Source organism: Rhodococcus sp. USK10 (assembly GCF_019378875.1).
In the GTDB taxonomy this organism is placed as follows: Bacteria; Actinomycetota; Actinomycetes; order Mycobacteriales; family Mycobacteriaceae; genus Rhodococcus_F; species Rhodococcus_F pseudokoreensis.
The window spans coordinates 900,599-919,594 of the sequence record NZ_CP076048.1 but is presented as its reverse complement, the minus strand read 5'-3'; the positions used below and the strand labels follow the sequence as shown (position 1 = coordinate 919,594).

The window sequence follows — 18,996 nt, the reverse complement described above, 5'->3', positions numbered from 1 at the left end:
GGGGTCAGGCGTTGGCGGCTTTGTATTCGCGGCGGCGGTGGTGCAGGATCGGTTCGGTGTAGCCGGAGGGCTGGTTGGTGCCGTCGAGGATGAGTTCCTTGGCGGCCTGGAACGCGATGTTGGTGTCGAAGTCCGGGGCCAGCGGCCGATAGGTGGGGTCACCCTCGTTCTGCCGGTCCACCACCGGCGCCATCCGCTGCAGGGAGGCGACGACCTGGTCGGCGGTCACCACACCGTGCCGGATCCAGTTCGCCAGCAGCTGGGAGGAGATGCGGAGGGTGGCGCGGTCCTCCATCAGGGCGACGTCGTGGATGTCGGGGACCTTGGAGCAGCCGACGCCGGCGTCGATCCACCGGACCACGTAGCCGAGGATGGACTGGCAGTTGTTGTCGAGTTCCTGCTGCTTCTGCTCCGCGGTCCAGTCGGTGTTCGGGGCGAGGGGGATGGTGAGGATCTGCTCGAGGGTGGCCCGCGGCGCCCCCTTGAGTCGGTCCTGGACGGCGAACACGTCGACCTGGTGGTAGTGGGTGGCGTGCAGGGTGGCCCCGGTCGGCGACGGCACCCACGCGGTGTTCGCGCCGGCCTTCGGGTGGCCGATCTTCTGCTCGAGCATCTCGGCCATCAGTTCGGTCATCGCCCACATGCCCTTGCCGATCTGCGCCCGCCCCTGCAGGCCGGCGGCCAGGCCGACATCGACGTTCCAGTCCTCGTAGGCGGTGATCCAGGTCTGCTGTTTCATTTCGGCCTTGCGGATCATCGGCCCGGCCTCCATCGAGGTGTGGATCTCGTCGCCGGTGCGGTCGAGGAACCCGGTGTTGATGAACACCACCCGCTCACGGGCCTCGTGGATGCAGGCGGCGAGGTTGACGGTGGTGCGCCGTTCCTCGTCCATGATCCCGACCTTCAACGTGTTGGCGGGCAGGTTCAGGACCTGTTCGACGCGGCCGAACAGTTCGGTGGTGAACGCGACCTCGTCGGGGCCGTGCTGTTTGGGTTTGACGATGTAGATCGACCCGGTGCGGGAGTTGACCAGCGGCCCCGACGCCTCCGACCGGGTGAGGCCGTGGATGGCGCACAGGGAGGTGAGGAGGGCGTCGAGGATGCCCTCGGGGACCTCGGTGCCGTCCGGGTGCAGGATCGCCGGGGTGGTCATCAGGTGCCCGACGTTGCGGACGAACAGCAGCGACCGCCCGTGCAACGTGAGGTCGGTGCCGTCGGGGGCGGTGTAGGTGCGGTCCGGGTTCAGCCGGCGGGTGAAGGCCTTCCCGCCCTTGGTCATCTCCTCGGTCAGGTCACCGCGGTTCAAACCGAGCCAGTTGCGGTAGCCGATGACCTTGTCGTCGGCGTCGACGGCGGCGACGGAGTCCTCGAAGTCCATGATGGTGGTGACCGCGGATTCGAGGACGACGTCCTTGATCCCGGCCCGGTCCGTCTGGCCGATCGGGGAGGTGGGGTCGATCTGGATGTCGGCGTGCAGGCCGTGGTTGCGCAGCAACACCGACGACGGCGCATCCGGGTCGCCGAGGTAGCCGACGAACTTGCCGGGGTCGGTGAGGGCGGTGACGGTGCCGTCGGCCAACTCCACCCGCAGGGTGTCCCCGTCGACGGTGTACCGGACCGCGTCGGCGTGGGAGCCGCCGGTGAGGGGGGCGGCGGTGTCGAGGAACCGGCGGGCCCAGGCGATGACCCGGTCGCCGCGGACCGTGTTGTAGGAGGTGCCCGGCTCGGCGCCGCCGTCCGCGGGGATGGCGTTGGTGCCGTACAGGGCGTCGTACAGCGACCCCCAGCGGGCGTTGGACGCGTTCAGGGCGAAGCGGGCGTTGAGGACCGGGACCACCAGCTGCGGGCCGGCGGTCGAGGCGATCTCGGTGTCCACGTTCGCCGTGGACACCTCGAACGGGGCCGGTGCGGGCACCAGGTAGCCGATCGAGGTCAGGAACTGCCGGTACTCGGCCGGGTCGGGGGTGCCGGTGTGGTCGCGGTGCCACCGGTCGATCTGCGCCTGCAGCTCGTCGCGGGTGGCGAGCAGGGCCCGGTTCTTCGGGGCCAGGTCCTCGAACACCTTCACCGCACCCGACCAGAAACCGTCGACGTCGATCCCGGTGCCCGGCAACGCCTCCTCGTTCACGAAGTCGTAGAGCACCTTCGCGACCTGCAGACCGCCGACCTCAACACGCTCAGTCATGAAAAGCCTCACTGTTCCGCTATCGGAGCACCGGACGGGTGCCATGAACCGCGACCAATGTTACCCGCTGGTAGGGATGCGGTGTGGCAGATGTCCGGCGGCTTCTCGATCCGGGCGGAGGTGTGAGGTGAGCTCAGGCTTTCTCGCCGGTGGACGGCTCCAGGGACTGCGCGTCCGCCTCGTTGGGCGCGTCGATCTCGGCGTCGATCCGGTGCAGATCGCCCGCGGCCTCTGCGGCGCTGAGACGCGAACGGCGCCACGCGACGACCAGCAGTCCGGCCCACACCGCCACGAGCGCGACGTAGCCGAGGGCGGCGACGGCCCCCGTCACGTCGAATGTCTTGAACAGCTTCTGCGCGTTGGTGATGATGATGATGCCGCCGACACCGGTGCCCAGAAGGGTCGCAGGCACCCGGCTGACGAGCCACGCGGCGACCGGTGCGGCGATGATTCCGCCGAGCGCCAGACCCGCGATGATCGGGATGTTGTCGAAGAAGTCGCTGCCGAGCCCGAAGATGAATCCGATGCTGGCCGCGGCGGATACCAGGAACTCCGACGCGCTGACCGAGCCGATGACGGTGCGCGGTGCGGTCTTGCCTCGCGAGAGCAGCGTGCTGGTGGTGATCGGTCCCCAGCCGCCGCCACCGCTCGCGTCGATGAATCCACCGAACAGTCCGAGCGGTGAGAGGAACTTCGCCGTGTGCGGCGACGTCCGGGCGTCGTTGACGGCGGGAGGACGGATCGAGAAGCGCAGGAGGACGTAGACGCCGATCGCCAGCAGGATCGTGGACGTCACGGGGACGGCGGCGGCCGTCGACAACTGCGACAGCACCGTCGCGCCGAGGAACGCGCCGATCGCGCCGGGGACGCCCAGGCGCAGCACGAGGGACCAATCGATGTTGCGGAACCGCCAGTGCGACGCGCCGGAGGCGAGCGTGGTGCCGACCTCGGCGAAGTGCACCGCTGCGCTGGCGTGGGCAGGTCCGACGCCGCTGAACACGAGCAGGGTGGTCGCAGTCACACCGAACGCCATGCCGAGGGCGCCGTCGACCAGCTGGGCACCCACGCCGACCAGCGTGAAAATCAAGAGCTTGAACATCGAGACTCCGACCGAGAGAGCGAACCGTCAGGGCAGCAAAGACCAGCGAGCAGGCTGGTCAGCAACATCCCTGGTCGAAGGCATGGCCTCGGCGGGAGGGCCAGAAGGGCATGAGGGCGAGCGAGGCCGCGGGGCCTGCCTGCGCGCTCGTGCCGTTCACTCGAACTCCCGAATTTCTCGTCGTGTGCACGGCCGTCCGCGCACAGGGTTCGACATTAGCGGCAGGAGTGGGCGCGTGTCATCTTCACACGCGCCCAACCGCTCACAGTTTTCGCGCAGAGATCTCGAAGTCCGCGTCGCGCAGCCGTGAAACCAGCACGTCGCCGAGCGCTGTCGCCGGAGTGAGAACGCCCGCCGCGTCCGGCAGCGCGTCGCCGCCGAGGACGAGACTCAACGCGGACTCGCCGAGCATCACCGCGGTGGCGCGGTAGCCGGGGTCACCCTTCGCCTTCACCCGCGACGTGTAGTGGGCGCCCGTGGTCGTGGTCGTGTACAGGTCGACGGTGAAGTGCCCGTTGCGTTGCGCCTCCTCGCTGGGACCGTCGCCCGGTGAGGGCAGCACGCGGTCGAGGACGTAGCGGGTGGGCGGGAGGGCCATGCCGCCGATCAGCGCGCCGAGGCCGACCGTCACCGCGCCCGCGATCACCGGCGTGATCGGGGAACTGCCGACGCTCATGACCTCGCAGTACTTGAATTCCCGGCCGTACGCCCAGTCTCGGAGCGCGTTGCTGCGCCGCACGACCCGCGTGTTGTAAGGGCCCATGAAGAACGGCGCCTTCCAGCCCTTGACGCCGGGCGCGATGGTCTTGCCGTCGACCACGCCCATGTCGGTCTGCTTGCCGAGATCGGGTTCTTTCGACCGGTCGGGGCTCAGCGAGTACGGAGAGGCCGCGAGACGGCGCGACGCCGCATCCTTCTTGGACACATCGACCTGAGTGCGGAGCGAATCGATCGTGCCGCCGCTGACGCCGCCGCGCAGCGACGTGACCACGAGGGTGGTGTCGGTGAGTTCGCCGGCGCCGTCCTCCCGGACCTTCGCGTGCAGGACGTGCACCCCGAGGTCGGACGGAATGGAGTCGAATCCGCAGGAGTGGACGATCCGGGCGCCGGTCTCGCGGGCCCGTTCGTGGTTGGCGTCGATGCTCTCGCGGGCGAACAGCACCTCTCCGGTGAGGTCGACGTAGTCGGTGCCCGCCTCGGCGCAGGCCGCGGCCAGTGCGTGTCCGTACTTGGCGTAGGGCCCGACCGTCGTCGCGACCACGCGGGTCCGTCCCGCCAGGGCGGCCAGCGACGCGGCGTCGTCGGAGTTCGCGACTATGACGGGCCAGTCCGCCGCGCGCGGACCGAGCGAGGACCGCACCGTCTCCAGTTTGGCGGCCGTCCGTCCCGCGAGCGCGATCCGGACACCGTCCGGGGCGTGCTGAGCGAGATAGTCGGCGAGAAGTTTGCCGACGAAGCCGGTGGCCCCGTAGACGACGAGATCCAATTCACGCGTGCTGTCTGTCATGGCACGACCCTACTCGTCGGTAGGGAAGGGTGGGGTCAGAGTCCGGCACCGCCGGGGCGGGTCGGTGCGAGGGGTGTCCGCGTGCGGACCCGCAGGACGACGTAACCGGCCCACGACGTGACCACGCCCAGCGCCACGAGAGTTTGGATCGCTCCCGCCGCGGATTCCGGGTAGACCACGCCGGTGAGGTAGTGGGCGATGAACCCGGACGAGGGGAGCGGATCCTGCCCGGCGCGGACCCGCGCCCAGCTCTCCAGATGCGTCAGGGGGCAGTCGATGCCGACGATCAGCCCGGTGAATCCCCAGGCCACCGCGGCCAGGTGGAGGGCAATGGTCCGCGGCCAACGCCAGGCGAGAAAACCACCGCACACGACGTAGAGGATGAAGATCAGGTGTGCGACAACCGTCGCGCCCGCGACGACCTCGTAGAAGACCACGCTCCCCATCGATGCACCCCTGACCTCCGAAGTGTCCCCCCAACGCCATCGTAGACGCGGGCTGCCGGGTCCACGGGGGAACGGGCTCGGCGGCGGAATCAGGCCGAGCCGCGCGCCTCTTCCTTGACCACCAGGATCGGAATGTCGACCTCGAGCAGGAGACGCTGCAGCCACCGTTCCAGCAGGAACTTGCCGACCGGGGACATGCGCCGGGTACCCACGACGAGCAGATCCGCGCCGCTGCTGTCGACCAGCGCACGCAATGCACTCACCTGATCGCCGTCGTGTTCGCTGGTGCGCAGTTCCCACGACGACTCGCCGACCCCGCCACTCTCGAGCGTCGCCTGGATCTCGGCGCGCAGAGCGGACCGATCGGACTCGGCATCCTGTCCGGGATCGTCGTCGAGCACGTGGAGGACGAGTAGCTGTTCCCGTCGTTGCACAGCCTCGCGGGCGGCGTGGACGATGGCCGCCCGGCCTTCCGGACTGTCTCGGTGGACAACGGCTATCGCCATGAAGCGCCTCCATATTCAGGGATCGGTACCACGCCCATTATCCCCGTGCCGGAGAGTGCTCCTGCTGTGTCGATGCTCTCGAACGGGGATCCGCGCGGTGCCCGATCACCAGGGTGAGGGCTCGTAGTCCTTCAGGAAGCAGCCGTGCAGATCGACGCCCTGCTCGCCCTGGACGATGGGGTCGTAGACGCGGGCGGCGCCGTCGACGAGGTCGAGGGGGGCATGGAAACCCTCGTCTGCCAGGCGCATCTTGGTGTAGTGCGGCCGCTCGTCGGTGATCCACCCCGTGTCCACGGCGGTCATGAGGATGCCGTCCTCGAGCATCTCCTTCGCGCTGGTGCGGGTGAGCATGTTCAGCGCGGCCTTCGCCATGTTGGTGTGCGGATGCCCCGGACCCTTGTAGGCGCGGCTGAACTGGCCCTCCATCGCGGAGACGTTCACCACGTACTTGCGGCGGGCACCTGCCGCCGCCATCGCGGGCCGCAGCCGGGACACGAGGATGAACGGGGCGACCGAGTTGCACAACTGCACCTCGAGCAGCTCGATCGGGTCGACCTCCTCGACCGTCTGGACCCAGCTGTTGGTGTGCGCCAGATCGGGCAGCAGACCGCCGGCGTCGATCGCGAGACCCTGGTCGATCCGATCGGGAGACGCCGACTTCGCGACCAGCGCGAGCGAACTCACCGCATCGGGGGACAGCGCGGCGCCCGCCATCACGGACACGTCGGACAGCGACCCGGCGAGCGCCGCCGGGTGGGCGTCGCTCGTCTTGCCGAACGTCAGGACGTCGGGAAGGTCGCCGGAGGGCAGCGCACCGGATTCGGCGTCCGCCAGCGCGCTGTAGGCGCCCGGCGAGCGTCGCACCGTCTGCGCCGCATTGTTGATCAGGATGTCCAGCGGGCCCTGCGCGGCGACGGAGTCGGCGAGCGCGACGACCTGCGCCGGGTCGCGCAGATCGATACCGACCACCCGCAACCGGTGGATCCACTCGCTGCTGTCCTCCATCGCCTTGAAGCGGCGGATGGCGTCGTTCGGGAAACGTGTCGTGATGGTGGTGTGGGCGCCGTCGCGCAGCAACCGCAGCGCGATGTACATGCCGATCTTGGCGCGACCACCGGTCAGCAGTGCCCGGCGTCCGGTGAGGTCGGCGCGCGCATCCCTCTTGGCCCGGCTCTTCGTCGCGCAGTCGGGGCACAGCTGGTGGTAGAACGCATCGACCCGGGTGTAGCGCTGCTTGCAGATGTAGCACGGGCGGGGCCGGATCAGGGTGCCCGCGGACGCGCCGTCGGCGTTCGACGTCAGCAGGATGCCCGCGGTCTCGTCGTCGATCCGGTCGGGGGAACCCGTGGCGGTGGCGGCGACGACCTTGCGGTCGGCCTCGGAGACGGCGTCGCGGGCCGCGATCCGCCTGCGCTTCTTCAGCTTCTTGAAAAGGTGACCGACAGCACGCTGGACGGTGACGGAATCGGGATCCGCGTCGTCGAGGTCTGCCGCCAGATCGAGAACTCTCAGGCAGATCTCGAGATCCGCCGGATCGATCGTCGTTGTTTCACCCATCGAACTTCGCCCTCTCACGAAGAAAGCCCCGGTTCAGTGAACCGGGGCTTTTTCGTCTGTCTCAACTCAGAGTGTCCGAGGGGGGACTTGAACCCCCACGTCCGTTAATAGGACACTAGCACCTCAAGCTAGCGCGTCTGCCATTCCGCCACTCGGACTTGCCTGCCCCCATTTCCTGGGTGCTGCAAAAGATTAACCGATGAACCGCCACGGCCCAAATCGCCCCTCTCACCTGAGCGTTTCCGCCTGACCGGTGGTAGGAAAGTGGAGTGCCAACTACACAGGAAACCCCAGGCCAGGGTCGCGCCGAAGCCGAAGTCGTGGATCTCGTCAGTTCATTGATCCGCTTCGACACGTCCAACACCGGAGAGCTCGCGACGACGAAGGGCGAGCGCGAGTGTGCGGAGTGGGTGGCGTCCCAGCTGCAGGAAGTGGGCTACGAGACCGAATATGTGGAGTCGGGCGCACCGGGCCGCGGCAATGTCTTCGCACGGCTGAAGGGTTCGGACCCCGACCGCGGCGCACTGTTGCTGCACGGTCACCTCGACGTCGTCCCCGCCGAACCGGCCGATTGGCGCGTCCACCCGTTCTCCGGAGCCGTCGAGGACGGCTACGTGTGGGGTCGCGGCGCCGTCGACATGAAGGACATGGTCGGGATGATCCTGGCGGTCGCCCGCCAGTTCAAGGCGGAGGGCATCGTTCCTCCCCGCGACCTCGTGTTCGCGTTCGTCGCCGACGAGGAGGCCGGTGGCAAGTACGGCTGCCAGTGGCTGGTCGAGAATCGTCCCGATCTGTTCGAGGGGGTCACGGAAGCAGTCGGGGAGGTCGGCGGTTTCTCCCTGACCGTCGCCCGCCCGGACGGCACGGACCGCAGGCTCTATCTCGTCGAGACCGCGGAGAAGGGCCTCGGATGGATGCGGCTGACCGCGAAGGGGCGGGCCGGACACGGTTCGTTCCTGCACGGCGACAACGCCGTCACCATCCTGGCGCAGGCGGTCGCCCGGCTGGGGGCACACACGTTCCCGCTGGTCATCTCCGATTCGGTGGCCGAATTTCTCGAAGCGGCAGGCGAGGAGACCGGACTCGACTTCGACCCGACATCGCCCGACCTCGACGGCACGCTCGCGAAACTCGGCTCCATCGCCAACATCCTCGGTGCCACGCTCCGTGACACCGCGAACCCGACCATGCTGTCCGCCGGCTACAAGGCCAACGTCATCCCGCAGACCGCGGAGGCCGTCGTCGACTGCAGGATCCTGCCCGGCAGGCAGGCCGAGTTCGAGGCGACGATCGACGAACTCATCGGACCGGACGTCCAGCGCGAATGGATCACGAAGCTCGACTCCTACGAGACCACGTTCGACGGGCATCTGGTCGACGCCATGAACGACGCCATCCTCGCCCACGACCCCGGCGCCCGCACCGTGCCGTACATGCTGTCGGGCGGAACCGACGCCAAGGCGTTCGCGAAGCTCGGCATCCGGTGCTTCGGATTCGCACCGCTGCAATTGCCTGCCGACCTGGATTTCAGCGCGCTGTTCCACGGCGTCGACGAACGGGTACCCGTGGACGCACTACTGTTCGGTACACGCGTGCTGGAACATTTTCTGCTGCACAGCTGATCGAAAACCGATACGCGACAAGAGAGGAACCGCATGTCACACGACCCGTACGAGGCCCTTCCCGACCTGCCGAGTTTCGAGCTGACCTCCACCGACGTCACCGACGGGCAGCCGCTGAACAAGGAACAGGTCAGCGGAATCTTCGGCGCCGGCGGCCACGACAACTCACCGCAGCTGTCGTGGTCGGGGTTCCCCGCCGAGACCAAGAGCTTCGCGGTGACGGTGTACGACCCCGACGCGCCGACGGCGTCCGGATTCTGGCACTGGGCGGTCGCGAACATCCCGGCCGACACGACGACGCTGGTGAGCGGCGCCGGCGACGACGAGGGCACCGGGCTCCCGGCCGGTGCGATCACGCTGAGGAACGACGCCGGACTGAGCCGCTTCCTCGGCGCTGCCCCGCCGGCAGGTCATGGGCCGCACCGCTACATCATCGTGGTCCACGCGGTCGACGTGGAGACCCTCGACGGGGTCACGGCCGACTCGACGCCCGCGTTCCTGGGGTTCAACCTGTTCTCCCACGGGATCGCCCGCGCGAAGATCCAGGGGACGTACGAGCAGTAAATCCGGTAGTTCGGGAACAGACGAGTGGCCGGCGAATCCTCGGGATTCGCCGGCCTCCGGTCTCGGTGCGGGTTTTGTCAGCGCACGGCGCCGGCGCCGACCGCATCGGCGACGGAGGCGTAGCCGGCCTCGCGGACCTTCCGGGCCAGCCCCTTGTGGATGCGGCGAGCCCAGAACGGGCCGCCGTAGATGAAGCCGGTGTACCCCTGCACGAGGGACGCCCCGGCCAGGATGCGTTCCCACGCCTGGTCGACCGTCTCGATGCCGCCGACGGAGATCAGCACCAGACGATCCCCGACCCGCGCGTGCAGGCGGCGCAGGACCTCGAGGGATCGTTCCGCGACCGGAGGGCCGGACAAGCCGCCCGCGCCGATCGCCGTCACCTCGTCGTCCGGGGTGTTCAGCCCGTCGCGGCGGATGGTGGTGTTGGTTGCGACGATGCCGGCGAGGCCGAGTTCGAGGGCGAGATCCGCGACCGCGTCGACGTCGTCGTCGGACAGGTCCGGAGCGATCTTCACCAGCACCGGGACGGTCACGGTGTCGAGAACCGCACGCAGCAGCGGCCGGAGAGATTCGACAGCCTGCAGGTCGCGTAGTCCCGGGGTGTTCGGTGAGCTGACGTTGACCACCATGAAATCGGCGAGCGGGCCGAGCAGTTGCGCGCTCGCCGTGTAATCGGCGGGGGCGTCCGCGGCGTCGACGATCTTGGTCTTGCCGATGTTCGCGCCGATCGGGACACCGGCCCGGCGCTGACGCAGATGGTTGGCCGCGTTGCCTGCGCCGTGGTTGTTGAACCCCATCCGGTTGATCAGGGCGCGGTCCGCGGGCAGCCGGAACAGGCGGGGAGCGGGGTTGCCGGGCTGCGCCTGGGCGGTGACGGTGCCCACCTCGGCGAACCCGAACCCGAGAGGACCCCAGGCGTCGACACCGGTGGCGTCCTTGTCGAACCCGGCGGCCAGCCCGAGCGGCGCCGGGAAGTCGAGTCCGAACACGGTGTTCCGCAGAACCGGATCGTCCACCACGAGAACCCTGCCGACGAGTTGGCGCAGCGGCGAGAACCGCGTGACCAGGCGCATCGCAGCGAAGGCCAGGTGATGAATGCGCTCCGGAGGAAGGCGGAACATCACCTGTAGGAGCAGGTGGTACAAGGAGGTCTCCCTAGATTGCGGGGTCGGGGACATGGTGAGCGGTCTTCCTTCGTTTGAGCAGAACTCGGCGGCTTCCGTCGGAGTACAGGCGGACCCGCGACAGCTCCCAGCCGCCGAATTCCGCCTGGAGGGCCAAGCGCATCGATGCGCTGACGCGGGTGACGTCGGGTGGCAGCCGAAGCGGCACGTACTCGTAGTCCTCGGATTCGATCTCCCACCCGGAGGGGAGTCGACGTGAATGCGATGCCATCTACGAACTCCTCGTCGGGATCTGCTGCAAGCCGTCTCCCGTCGCGGATCCGATCAGGAGGTCACCGTTCACGGTATCCACAGTGACAGAATTCGGCTGCCGGACGGTGGGATACCGGGCCGTTTCCACGCCGACACCGCTGGACAGGTCGAATCCGACCACCTCGTTGGTTCCGGTCAGCGTGACCCACGCCCGGTCGGCGGTGTCGTCGTAGGCGACGGCGTACGGCGCGAGTCCGGCCGGGAACCGCTGGCGGAGCATCAGTGTGTCGGTGGTGTAGGCGAGCAGTTCGTCGCCGGTTGTGTCGGTGACGAGGATCCGCCCGTAGTGGTCGGTCGTGAGTTGCGTCGCGCCTTCACCGGCGCGCAGCGCGACGCCGAGCGCGGAACCCGGGACGTCGACGGCGGTGACGGACGTTTGACCGCGGTCGAGGGCGGTCAGCGAGTCCCCGACGACGGCCAGCCCGTCGACGGAGGTGAGGCCGTCGATCACCTGTGATTCGTTCGTCTCGGTGTTCACGATGTGAATCTCGCCATTGCCCAGGCCCATTGCCAGCCGGCCGTCGGGCAACTGGGCGACCGAACGGACATCGCCGTCGGCGGGGACGAACGTCACCTCACCCGTGCGCAGGTCGAGCCGTCCTACCTGCGTGTTCATCGCGAGAAGGGCCACACCGCCGGGAGCGAGGGACACCTGGGCGACGGCCCCGTCCAGCGGAATCGTCCGCGGAGCCGCCGTGAAATCACCGGCAGGGAACAGCAGGATCTCGTTGCCTTCGCCGCCGAGGACGACGGTCGTGCGGGTCTCGGGGTCGAAGGTGGTCGAATCGATCGGCAGGCCGACGGGGTGGACGACACCCGCGGGCGCGGTGCTCTGCGCCGGGGACTGCGCGGCAGTCGCGGGCGCGATCGTGATCGCCTGATCCTCGTCGGAGTTCGACGAACAACCCGTGACCAGTAGAAATGCCGCTCCGATACACGAGGCGACGACGCGCGCTCCCGGTCTACCCATGTGCTGCTCCTCGGGGTTCTCTCAACGACCTACACCTGCACAACTGTCCACTAGCATCCCTGATCCGCGAAACGCCCACGAATTCGGTCGGTGCCGAGCGGGTGCCGAGGCGATACCGTGAGAAACATCGACCCCGCGCCCGGTGGTTTCCCGACCGCCGGCCCAGGTCATCGAGGAGCAGACCGTGGAAATACCCGAAACGCCGACGTTCACCGTCGAAGACATCTCGGTCGGACCGCACGCGCACGGCTTCGGCCGGACCGCCGAAGGGAACTCCTACGCATTCCGCGTGCGCAAGAGCACGATGCACGTCGAGGTCTACCGCGCCGACGTGGAAACCGAGGTCCCGGACCCGGACGACATCGTGGCGTCCGCGCGGCGTTCGGTCCGGGAGATCGACCTGACCGACGAGCGCAGCATCGTCGCCGTCGTGCGGGACGCCGTGTCCCATCCCGATTCCCTGGCGGCGGGGCCGCCCGATTCCCGGATGGCGGGTACGGAGGACGGCATCACCGTGCGTGCGGTCCTCAGCCGTCTAGGCGCAGTTATCGACGGACTGTGACCGCCGGCCGCTAGCGGTGGTCGCGGCGGGGGAGGACGAGAGTCGCGCCGGTCACCGGGTGCGCGATGACCTCGACAGGGTGTCCGTAGACCCGGGTCAGCAAATCCTCGGACAGGACGTCGCGGGGAGGCCCGTCGGCGGCGACTCGGCCCTGTTCGAGGACCACGATCCGGTCCGCGTACGCGGCGGCGAGCGCGAGGTCGTGGAGCACGACCACCACCGCGGTGCCCCGCTCCGCGCGGGAGCGGGCGAGACGCATCACCGTCTCCTGATGACCGAGGTCGAGGGCGGCAGTGGGCTCGTCCAGCAGGATGGTCTCGGTGCGCTGCGCCAGTACCCGCGCCAGTGCCACGCGGGCCCGTTCGCCGCCCGACAGCGCGGTGAACGGACGTTCGGCGAACGCCACGACGTCACAGATCCGCATGGCCTCGGCGATCGCGGCGTCATCGTCGTCGGTGCGGGGTGTGCGCGCCCACGGGGACCGGCCCATCGTGATCACCTGACGTGCGGTGAACGAGAATCCGACCGTGTTCTGCTGGGGGAGGACCGCCCGTCGCTGGGCCATCTCGAGCGCCGTCCACTCGCCGAGGTCCCGGTCGTCGAGGTGCACGCTGCCCGCGTGCACGTCCTGATCACCGGACAGCGCCGCGAGGAGCGTCGACTTGCCCGCCCCGTTGGGGCCGACGAGAACGAGAACCTCCCCGATCCGCACGTCCACGGACACGTCGTCGAGAACAGGTCTGCCACCGCGGGTGACGGCGATGCCGTCCGCGCGCAGCGTCACGGCCCCCGAGGGCCGCGGTGGGGGCACCGGATCGGTCCGCCGGAACAGGTTCTGCTCGAGGGCCTCGCCGACGCGGGTGCGGAACGACGGACTCATGCCCACCCGCCCTGACTGGCCCGGGTGCGGCGCAGCAACCAGAAGAAGAAGGGCCCGCCGACGAGGGCCGTGAGCATGCCGAGGGGGAGGTCCGCATTGGTCACGAGCGACCGGGCACCAAGGTCGGCAAGCAGCAGCACGAGGGATCCGCACAGAGCGCTCGCGGGAATCAGGGCTCGGTGGCCCGGGCCGACGGCGATCCGCATCAGGTGCGGGACCACCAGTCCGACGAACAGGATGATGCCGGTGAACGCCACGCTGGAGGAGACGAGCAGGGCGACGATCAGCACCGCGATCTGACGCAGCCGTTCGACGTCGAGGCCGAGGTGCCGTGCCGCGTTCTCGCCGAGCGAGAGCAGGTCGAGTTTCCCGGCGATCAGCATGGTGGCCGCGATCCCGGCGACCGTCATCGGCGCCACCACCGCGACCGCGCTCCACGTGGCCCCGTTGAGGCTGCCCAGTTGCCAGAAGACGATCTGATCGCGCGCCGCGGGGGACGCGACGAACGTGAAGAACGCGATGAGGCCGCCGGCGAACGCGTTGACCGCGACACCGGTCAGGACGAGGGTGACGACCTCGGTGCGGCCCTCGTGCCGGGCCAGGAGGTACACGGCGACGGTCGTGACCAGTCCGGCGACGAAGGCGGCCGCCGCCACCGTCCACCCGGCCGCGAACGCGCCGCCGACGACGATTGCGGCGCTGGCACCGACCGCGGCACCTGCGGACACCCCGATGACGCCGGGTTCGGCGAGCGGGTTGGCGAACACACCCTGCAGCAACGCTCCCGCGCATCCGAGTGCCGCCCCCACCAGGATGGCGAGGATCACCCGCGGGAACCGGACCTCCCACAGTGTCACCTCACCGCTGGGGTGCGCGGGCATCGGCCCGAGATCCAGCCCGATGCGGTGCAGGATGCTGCCGACGACCTCCCCGGGGCCGGTCGGCACCTGACCGATGCAGGCCGAGAACAGGGCGGCGACGGCGAGGGCGATCAGCAGACCGCCGAGGACGGCACCGGTCCGGGTGCGTGACGAGGGCTTACCAGGAGCGTCGAGGTCTTCGACCGTCATGGAGTGGCGGCCGGGTAGACGGCGTCGGCCAGGGCGCCCAGGACGCGACCGGTGTTGGGGCCGAAGCTCAGCAGCACCCCGTCCTGCATGTCCACGACCCGCTGGTTCCGGCCTGCCGGTGTCTGCGCCACCCCGGGGATCTTCTCCAAGCCGTCGATCCCGCCGATCGATTCGAGTCCACCGGTCATCATGAGGAGCACGTCGGGGGCGGCGGCGATCAGTGCCTCGCTGGTGATCGGGGCGAACTGCTGCGTGATCCCCGAGGCGGTACCGGCGTCGACGGCGCCGAGCGCGTCGATCAGGGAATCGGCACCCGATCCCGGGCCGCCGATCATGGTGATCGCGGTGCCGCGTAGATAGAGGAACGCGATCTTCAGCGGAGTCTCGCCCTGGGGGGCGCGACTGCGGGCCGCCGCGATCTCGCTCTCCGTGCGGGCCGCGAGTTCCCGGCCCTGCTCCGGCACCCCGAGCGCATTCGCCACCGCGGTGATCTGGCCGGGCACACCGTCGAGGGTGCGCGTCGGATCGAAATAGACGACCGGCACCCCGGCGGCCCGCAATTGGTCCTGCACCGCCTGCGGTCCGATGCTGGTGTCGGTGAGGATCACCGTGGGCGCCAGGTCGAGGATGGCCTCGGCGTTGAGGGACTGGCCGCCCGGGGTGACGACCGGCACGTCCTGCGCGGCCGGGAATTCGGACGCGATGTCCCGGCCCACCACGTTGTCGCCGAGTCCGAGCGCGAACACCGTCTCGGTGAGCGTTCCGTAGCGGTCCGCGGTCACGATCCGGCTCGCGTCCGTGATCGTCACGTCCACCCCGTCGAAACTGCGGACCGTGACGGGCAGCGCCGGTGTCGCCGGGGACGCGAGCGGTTCCGGATTCAGGTTGTCGAGGACCGCCGTGCGCGCGCCGCCCGTGCCGCCGGCGCTGTCGCCGGAACTGCACGCCGACACGGCCACCGCGGACACCAGGAGCAGGATGAGAACGGCGAACAGCGACCTGTCCGCGCGGGCCCGGAACATCGAGCTCATCGTGAGCGGTACCGGTCGATGCCGGCTTCGAGGTCGGCGAACAGGGCGCCGTTGAGGCGATACGCGAGGTTGACCTCGTCGATCACCCGCTGCTGGTCCTCCGGAGACAGCGGCGCCGCGTCGAGTTTCGCACGGTAGGTGTCCTTGAACACCTTCGGTTTCGGGATCTCGTCGAAGATGTAGAACTGCAGGCCGTCGGTGCTGTACCCGTAGGCGCGCTCGAGCATGCGCCGGATGATCTGCCCGCCGGACAGGTCGCCCATGTACCGGATGTAGTGGTGCGCAACGAAACCGGCGGGCGATTCGTATGCCACTTCGCGGAGCCGTTCCACGTACCGGGTGGTGGCGGGCAGCGCCGAGACGGTGTCCCGCCACGACGGCCCGCGCAGGAATGCGAGATCCGCTTCCAGCGACGGAACCCGCAACAGCTCGTCGTGGAGAAACGGCGACACGACGGGGCTGCCGGTGTGGGTACGCCCGGCGTCCTCGAGTTCGCGGTAGACGAGGTACGTCTGCGCGAGCAGTTCGGCGTAGCCGTCCGGGGAGAGTTCACCGGCGAGGAGGGCCCCGACGAAGGGGGACTGCTCGGTCTCCCGGTGAGCGGCGTCCGTGCCCGCCTTGATGCGCTCGGCGAAGCCGACGGTTCCGCGGTCGGCCGCGTCGGCCTCGTTCAGCGTGGTCATGGACTCTCCTGCGGATCTACGGACGTCGGCCGGTGGGCACCAGGTTAGCCTGCCCTGCACGTGAACTGCAGGTGCACTGCAGGTGCACGTCCGCCGGCTCCCGCTCGCGCTACGCGCTGACGTCGTCGAGCGCCGCCGCGATCGCGGCGGGCAGTTCCAGCTCCTCGGCGACGAGCACGCCGGTCAGCTGGGCGATGTCCCTGGCCCCGACAACCGCGCTCGCGACGCCGGGACGGTCGCGTGCCCAGGCGAGTGCGACCGCCAGCGGGGACGTGCCGAGACCGTCGGCCGCGGTCACGACCGCATCGACCACCCGCACGGAGGAGTCGGTGAGGTAGCTCTGGACGTCCTGCGCGTGCGCTTCGTCGGCGCCCCGCGAATCGACGGGGATGCCGTTGCGGTATTTGCCGGTGAGCACCCCGCGGGCCAGCGGTACGGCCGCGAACACCCCGACGCCGTGATGGGCGGCGGCCGGAACGAGCTCTTCCTCGACACCCCGGGCGAGGAGCGAGTACTCCACCTGGGTGGCGACGAGCGTGGTGCCCCGGGACGCGCCTGCCGCTGTGGCCAGCTGCCAGCCCAGGTAGCCCCTTGCCCCGACGTACCGGACCCGGCCGCTGGATACCGCGAAATCGAGTGTGGCGGCGATCTCGTCGACCGGCGTGAACGGATCCCACGTGGCGACCTGCCACATGTCCAGGTAGTCGGTGCCGAGCTCGCGCAGGGTCGCGTCGAGCTGGGCGACGAGTCCCCGTCGCGAGCAGTCGATTCGCGAGGGTCCCGCCGGGTTGATGCCCGAACTCGAGCTCAGGACGAGTTCTGTGCGCGGCACCACGTCGTCGAGCAGTTCCGCCAGGATCCGCTGCGCCGCACCGTCGCCGTACGCGGGGGAGGTGTCGACGAGTGTTCCGCCCGCATCGACGAACGCCGCGATCTGCGCGGCGGCCTCGTCGCCGTCGGTGTCCCGACCCCAGGTGAGCGTGCCCAGGCCGAGACGTGACACTCGCAACCCGCTTGCTCCGACCGATCTCTGTTCCATAACCGCCTGCGTCTCGTACCGTAGCTGCAACCCGGGCCTCGGCCCGAAGATGCTGGTGCCCCCCGGGAACGGCCACCACAGGAGCAGAGTAGTGGGGTTCCGCGTGGCAGGGGGCCTGCCACGCCGGATTCTGCCGGAGCACACCCACCCCGGTACCGTGGCGCCGGTGAATTACGAACGCGACATGGGAAATTGGCGTCAGAGCGGCACATTCGGCCTCGGGACCGGTGAGTGATGGGCGAGGCGATGACCTGGCTCCAGGCGATTGTCCTCGGTGCCGTCCAGGGGTTGACCGAGTTCCTGCCCATCTCCTCGTCGGGCCATCTCCGGATCGTGTCGGAGGTCTTCTTCGGTGACGACGCCGGTGCGTCCTTCACCGCCGTCACCCAGCTCGGCACCGAAGCGGCCGTGCTCATCTACTTCGCCCGTGACATCGGACGGATCATCGCCGGCTGGTTCCGGGGTCTGTTCCACGCCGAGCATCGCAGTGACCTCGATTACCGGATGGGCTGGTATGTGATCATCGGCACGATCCCGGTGGGTGTGCTCGGGTTCCTGTTCAAGGACCATATCCGCACCGGCGCCCGCAACCTGTGGCTGATCGCGACCATGCTGATCGTGTTCGCGTTCGTCATCGCGGCTGCCGAGTACTACGGGCGGAAGGTGCGTCCCGTCGAGGATCTGCGCGCCAAGGACGGCATCATCATGGGTTCGGCCCAGGCGCTCGCCCTGATCCCGGGGGTCTCGCGGTCGGGCGGCACGATCAGCGCCGGCCTCTTCCTCGGACTCACCCGTGAAGCCGCGGCCCGCTATTCGTTCCTCCTCGCCATTCCCGCGGTCGTCGCATCCGGGCTGTTCAGCCTGCCGGATGCGTTCGAACCGGCCGGTGAGGGTCTCAACGCGAGCGGCCCGCAGCTCTTCGTCGCGACCGCGATCGCCTTCGCCATCGGCTACGCGTCGATCGCGTGGCTGCTGCGTTTCGTCGTCGACCACTCCATGTACTGGTTCGTCGGCTACCGCATCATCCTCGGCGTCATCGTCCTGTCGCTTCTCGCGACGGGCGTCGTGTCGGCCACCTGAGATCGGGCGGTCGGGGAGTGCGCGACACTAGGCTGGGCCAATGACAGTTGTGCTGCTGCGCCATGGGCGGTCGACCTCGAACACTGCACACACGCTTGCCGGCCGGTCACCGGGAGTCGAACTCGACGACCGCGGTCGCGAGCAGGCGCAGGCGATCGTGGCCCGGCTCGCGGACGTGGTGATCGAGGAGATCGTGCACTCACCGCTTCTGCGGTGCGAGCAGACGGTGGAACCGCTCGCCCGGGCACGGGGCCTGACCCCGGTGGTGGAACATCGGCTGGTCGAGGTCGACTACGGCGAGTGGACCGGTCGGGAGCTGAAGGTCCTGCTCGAGGAACCGCTGTGGAAGATCGTGCAGCAGCACGCGTCCGCCGCAGTGTTCCCGGGCGGCGAAGGGCTCGCCCAGGTCCAGGCGCGGGCCGTCGCCGCGGTCCGGGAGCACGACGCCCGGCTCGCGGAACTCCACGGCCGCGACGTCGTGTGGGTGGCCTGCTCGCACGGTGACGTCATCAAGTCGGTCCTCGCGGACGCCCTCGGCGCACACCTCGACGGATTCCAGCGAATCGTCGCCGAACCCGCCTCCATCAGCGTCGTCCGGTACACCTCCACCCGCCCCTACGTGCTGAAGATGAACGACACCGGGGCCGATCTGTCGGGGGTGAACGTGCCGCCGGCGTCGGGAGACGGCGCCCGGGCCGAAGTATCCGGATCGGTGCCGGGCGGGGAGGTCCGGTTGTGACGATTGGGCGGACACCG

The 18,996-nt window shown here is 69.1% G+C and carries 19 protein-coding genes and 1 tRNA gene; 5 read left to right on the top strand and 15 right to left on the bottom strand.

The genetic code is table 11. From position 1 onward, the window contains the following. Nucleotides 1–4 precede the first annotated feature (4 nt). From I1A62_RS11100 to I1A62_RS11070, 7 genes are all read right to left on the bottom strand, one after another. Nucleotides 5–2,185 carry a malate synthase G gene (locus I1A62_RS11100; RefSeq protein WP_219458719.1) on the bottom strand — a complete coding sequence of 727 codons (2,181 nt, stop codon included), beginning with the start codon at nucleotides 2,183–2,185 and terminating at the stop codon, nucleotides 5–7. Between the two features lie 133 nt (nucleotides 2,186–2,318). Then, nucleotides 2,319–3,284, bottom strand: a complete 966-nt coding sequence (locus tag I1A62_RS11095; protein WP_206010956.1) for a sulfite exporter TauE/SafE family protein — start codon at nucleotides 3,282–3,284, stop codon at nucleotides 2,319–2,321. Between the two features lie 262 nt (nucleotides 3,285–3,546). Further along, entirely contained in the window at nucleotides 3,547–4,791 is a 1,245-nt protein-coding gene (locus I1A62_RS11090; protein WP_219458718.1) for a trans-acting enoyl reductase family protein, read from the bottom strand. Between the two features lie 35 nt (nucleotides 4,792–4,826). Next, complete coding sequence (locus I1A62_RS11085) at nucleotides 4,827–5,237, bottom strand: DUF2784 domain-containing protein (RefSeq protein WP_124395206.1); 411 nt, start codon at nucleotides 5,235–5,237, stop codon at nucleotides 4,827–4,829. Between the two features lie 89 nt (nucleotides 5,238–5,326). Then, the gene (locus I1A62_RS11080) at nucleotides 5,327–5,743 is read right to left on the bottom strand and encodes a universal stress protein (protein ID WP_124395205.1); all 417 of its coding nucleotides are present in this window, start codon (nucleotides 5,741–5,743) and stop codon (nucleotides 5,327–5,329) included. 105 nt (nucleotides 5,744–5,848) lie between these two features. Further along, nucleotides 5,849–7,300, bottom strand: coding sequence for an SDR family oxidoreductase (locus I1A62_RS11075; protein WP_124395204.1), 1,452 nt, complete (start codon nucleotides 7,298–7,300; stop codon nucleotides 5,849–5,851). Between the two features lie 72 nt (nucleotides 7,301–7,372). Next, nucleotides 7,373–7,458, bottom strand: a tRNA-Leu gene (locus I1A62_RS11070). A 111-nt stretch (nucleotides 7,459–7,569) separates the two neighbouring features. On the opposite strand from I1A62_RS11070, the gene I1A62_RS11065 reads away from it, so the two are divergent. Further along, on the top strand, nucleotides 7,570–8,922 hold the full coding sequence (locus I1A62_RS11065) for a M20/M25/M40 family metallo-hydrolase (RefSeq protein WP_219458717.1): 1,353 nt from the start codon (nucleotides 7,570–7,572) through the stop codon (nucleotides 8,920–8,922). 33 nt (nucleotides 8,923–8,955) lie between these two features. Further along, the gene (locus I1A62_RS11060) at nucleotides 8,956–9,486 is read left to right on the top strand and encodes a YbhB/YbcL family Raf kinase inhibitor-like protein (protein WP_124395202.1); all 531 of its coding nucleotides are present in this window, start codon (nucleotides 8,956–8,958) and stop codon (nucleotides 9,484–9,486) included. 77 nt (nucleotides 9,487–9,563) lie between these two features. Here the strand turns inward: I1A62_RS11060 and I1A62_RS11055 are convergent, their stop codons facing one another. The 3 genes from I1A62_RS11055 to I1A62_RS11045 are packed head-to-tail and all read right to left on the bottom strand — an operon-like array spanning nucleotide 9,564 to nucleotide 11,895. Continuing rightward, entirely contained in the window at nucleotides 9,564–10,634 is a 1,071-nt protein-coding gene (locus I1A62_RS11055) for a quinone-dependent dihydroorotate dehydrogenase (RefSeq protein ID WP_206010960.1), read from the bottom strand. Between the two features lie 10 nt (nucleotides 10,635–10,644). Further along, complete coding sequence (locus tag I1A62_RS11050; protein ID WP_087557015.1) at nucleotides 10,645–10,884, bottom strand: DUF5703 family protein; 240 nt, start codon at nucleotides 10,882–10,884, stop codon at nucleotides 10,645–10,647. Further along, complete coding sequence (locus tag I1A62_RS11045; protein ID WP_124395200.1) at nucleotides 10,885–11,895, bottom strand: hypothetical protein; 1,011 nt, start codon at nucleotides 11,893–11,895, stop codon at nucleotides 10,885–10,887. A gap of 184 nt (nucleotides 11,896–12,079) precedes the next feature. Between I1A62_RS11045 and I1A62_RS11040 the strand changes: the two genes are divergently transcribed. Next, complete coding sequence (locus tag I1A62_RS11040; protein WP_124395199.1) at nucleotides 12,080–12,457, top strand: hypothetical protein; 378 nt, start codon at nucleotides 12,080–12,082, stop codon at nucleotides 12,455–12,457. Nucleotides 12,458–12,467: 10 nt separating this feature from the next. Here I1A62_RS11040 and I1A62_RS11035 read toward each other — a convergent pair whose 3' ends face one another. The 5 genes from I1A62_RS11035 to I1A62_RS11015 form a co-directional block, all read right to left on the bottom strand. Beyond that, a complete protein-coding gene (locus tag I1A62_RS11035; RefSeq protein WP_124395198.1) occupies nucleotides 12,468–13,337 on the bottom strand; it encodes a heme ABC transporter ATP-binding protein in 870 nt (289 codons plus the stop codon). Further along, nucleotides 13,334–14,407 carry an iron ABC transporter permease gene (locus tag I1A62_RS11030; protein WP_219458716.1) on the bottom strand — a complete coding sequence of 358 codons (1,074 nt, stop codon included), beginning with the start codon at nucleotides 14,405–14,407 and terminating at the stop codon, nucleotides 13,334–13,336. The genes I1A62_RS11035 and I1A62_RS11030 overlap by 4 nt, the downstream gene beginning before the upstream one ends. Next, nucleotides 14,404–15,438 (bottom strand): hemin ABC transporter substrate-binding protein, encoded by a 1,035-nt coding sequence (locus tag I1A62_RS11025; RefSeq protein ID WP_124395196.1) that lies wholly within the window; start codon nucleotides 15,436–15,438, stop codon nucleotides 14,404–14,406. The genes I1A62_RS11030 and I1A62_RS11025 overlap by 4 nt, the downstream gene beginning before the upstream one ends. After that, on the bottom strand, nucleotides 15,435–16,121 hold the full coding sequence (locus tag I1A62_RS11020; RefSeq protein WP_219458715.1) for a heme oxygenase (biliverdin-producing): 687 nt from the start codon (nucleotides 16,119–16,121) through the stop codon (nucleotides 15,435–15,437). Before I1A62_RS11020 ends, I1A62_RS11025 begins: the two co-directional genes overlap by 4 nt. A gap of 109 nt (nucleotides 16,122–16,230) precedes the next feature. Beyond that, on the bottom strand, nucleotides 16,231–17,160 hold the full coding sequence (locus I1A62_RS11015; protein WP_087557010.1) for an aldo/keto reductase: 930 nt from the start codon (nucleotides 17,158–17,160) through the stop codon (nucleotides 16,231–16,233). Nucleotides 17,161–17,394: 234 nt separating this feature from the next. Here I1A62_RS11015 and I1A62_RS11010 point away from each other — a divergent pair, with 234 nt between their 5' ends. Continuing rightward, the gene (locus I1A62_RS11010; protein WP_219458714.1) at nucleotides 17,395–18,240 is read left to right on the top strand and encodes an undecaprenyl-diphosphate phosphatase; all 846 of its coding nucleotides are present in this window, start codon (nucleotides 17,395–17,397) and stop codon (nucleotides 18,238–18,240) included. Between the two features lie 40 nt (nucleotides 18,241–18,280). After that, a complete protein-coding gene (locus I1A62_RS11005; protein ID WP_124395192.1) occupies nucleotides 18,281–18,979 on the top strand; it encodes a histidine phosphatase family protein in 699 nt (232 codons plus the stop codon). Nucleotides 18,980–18,996: the final 17 nt, after the last annotated feature.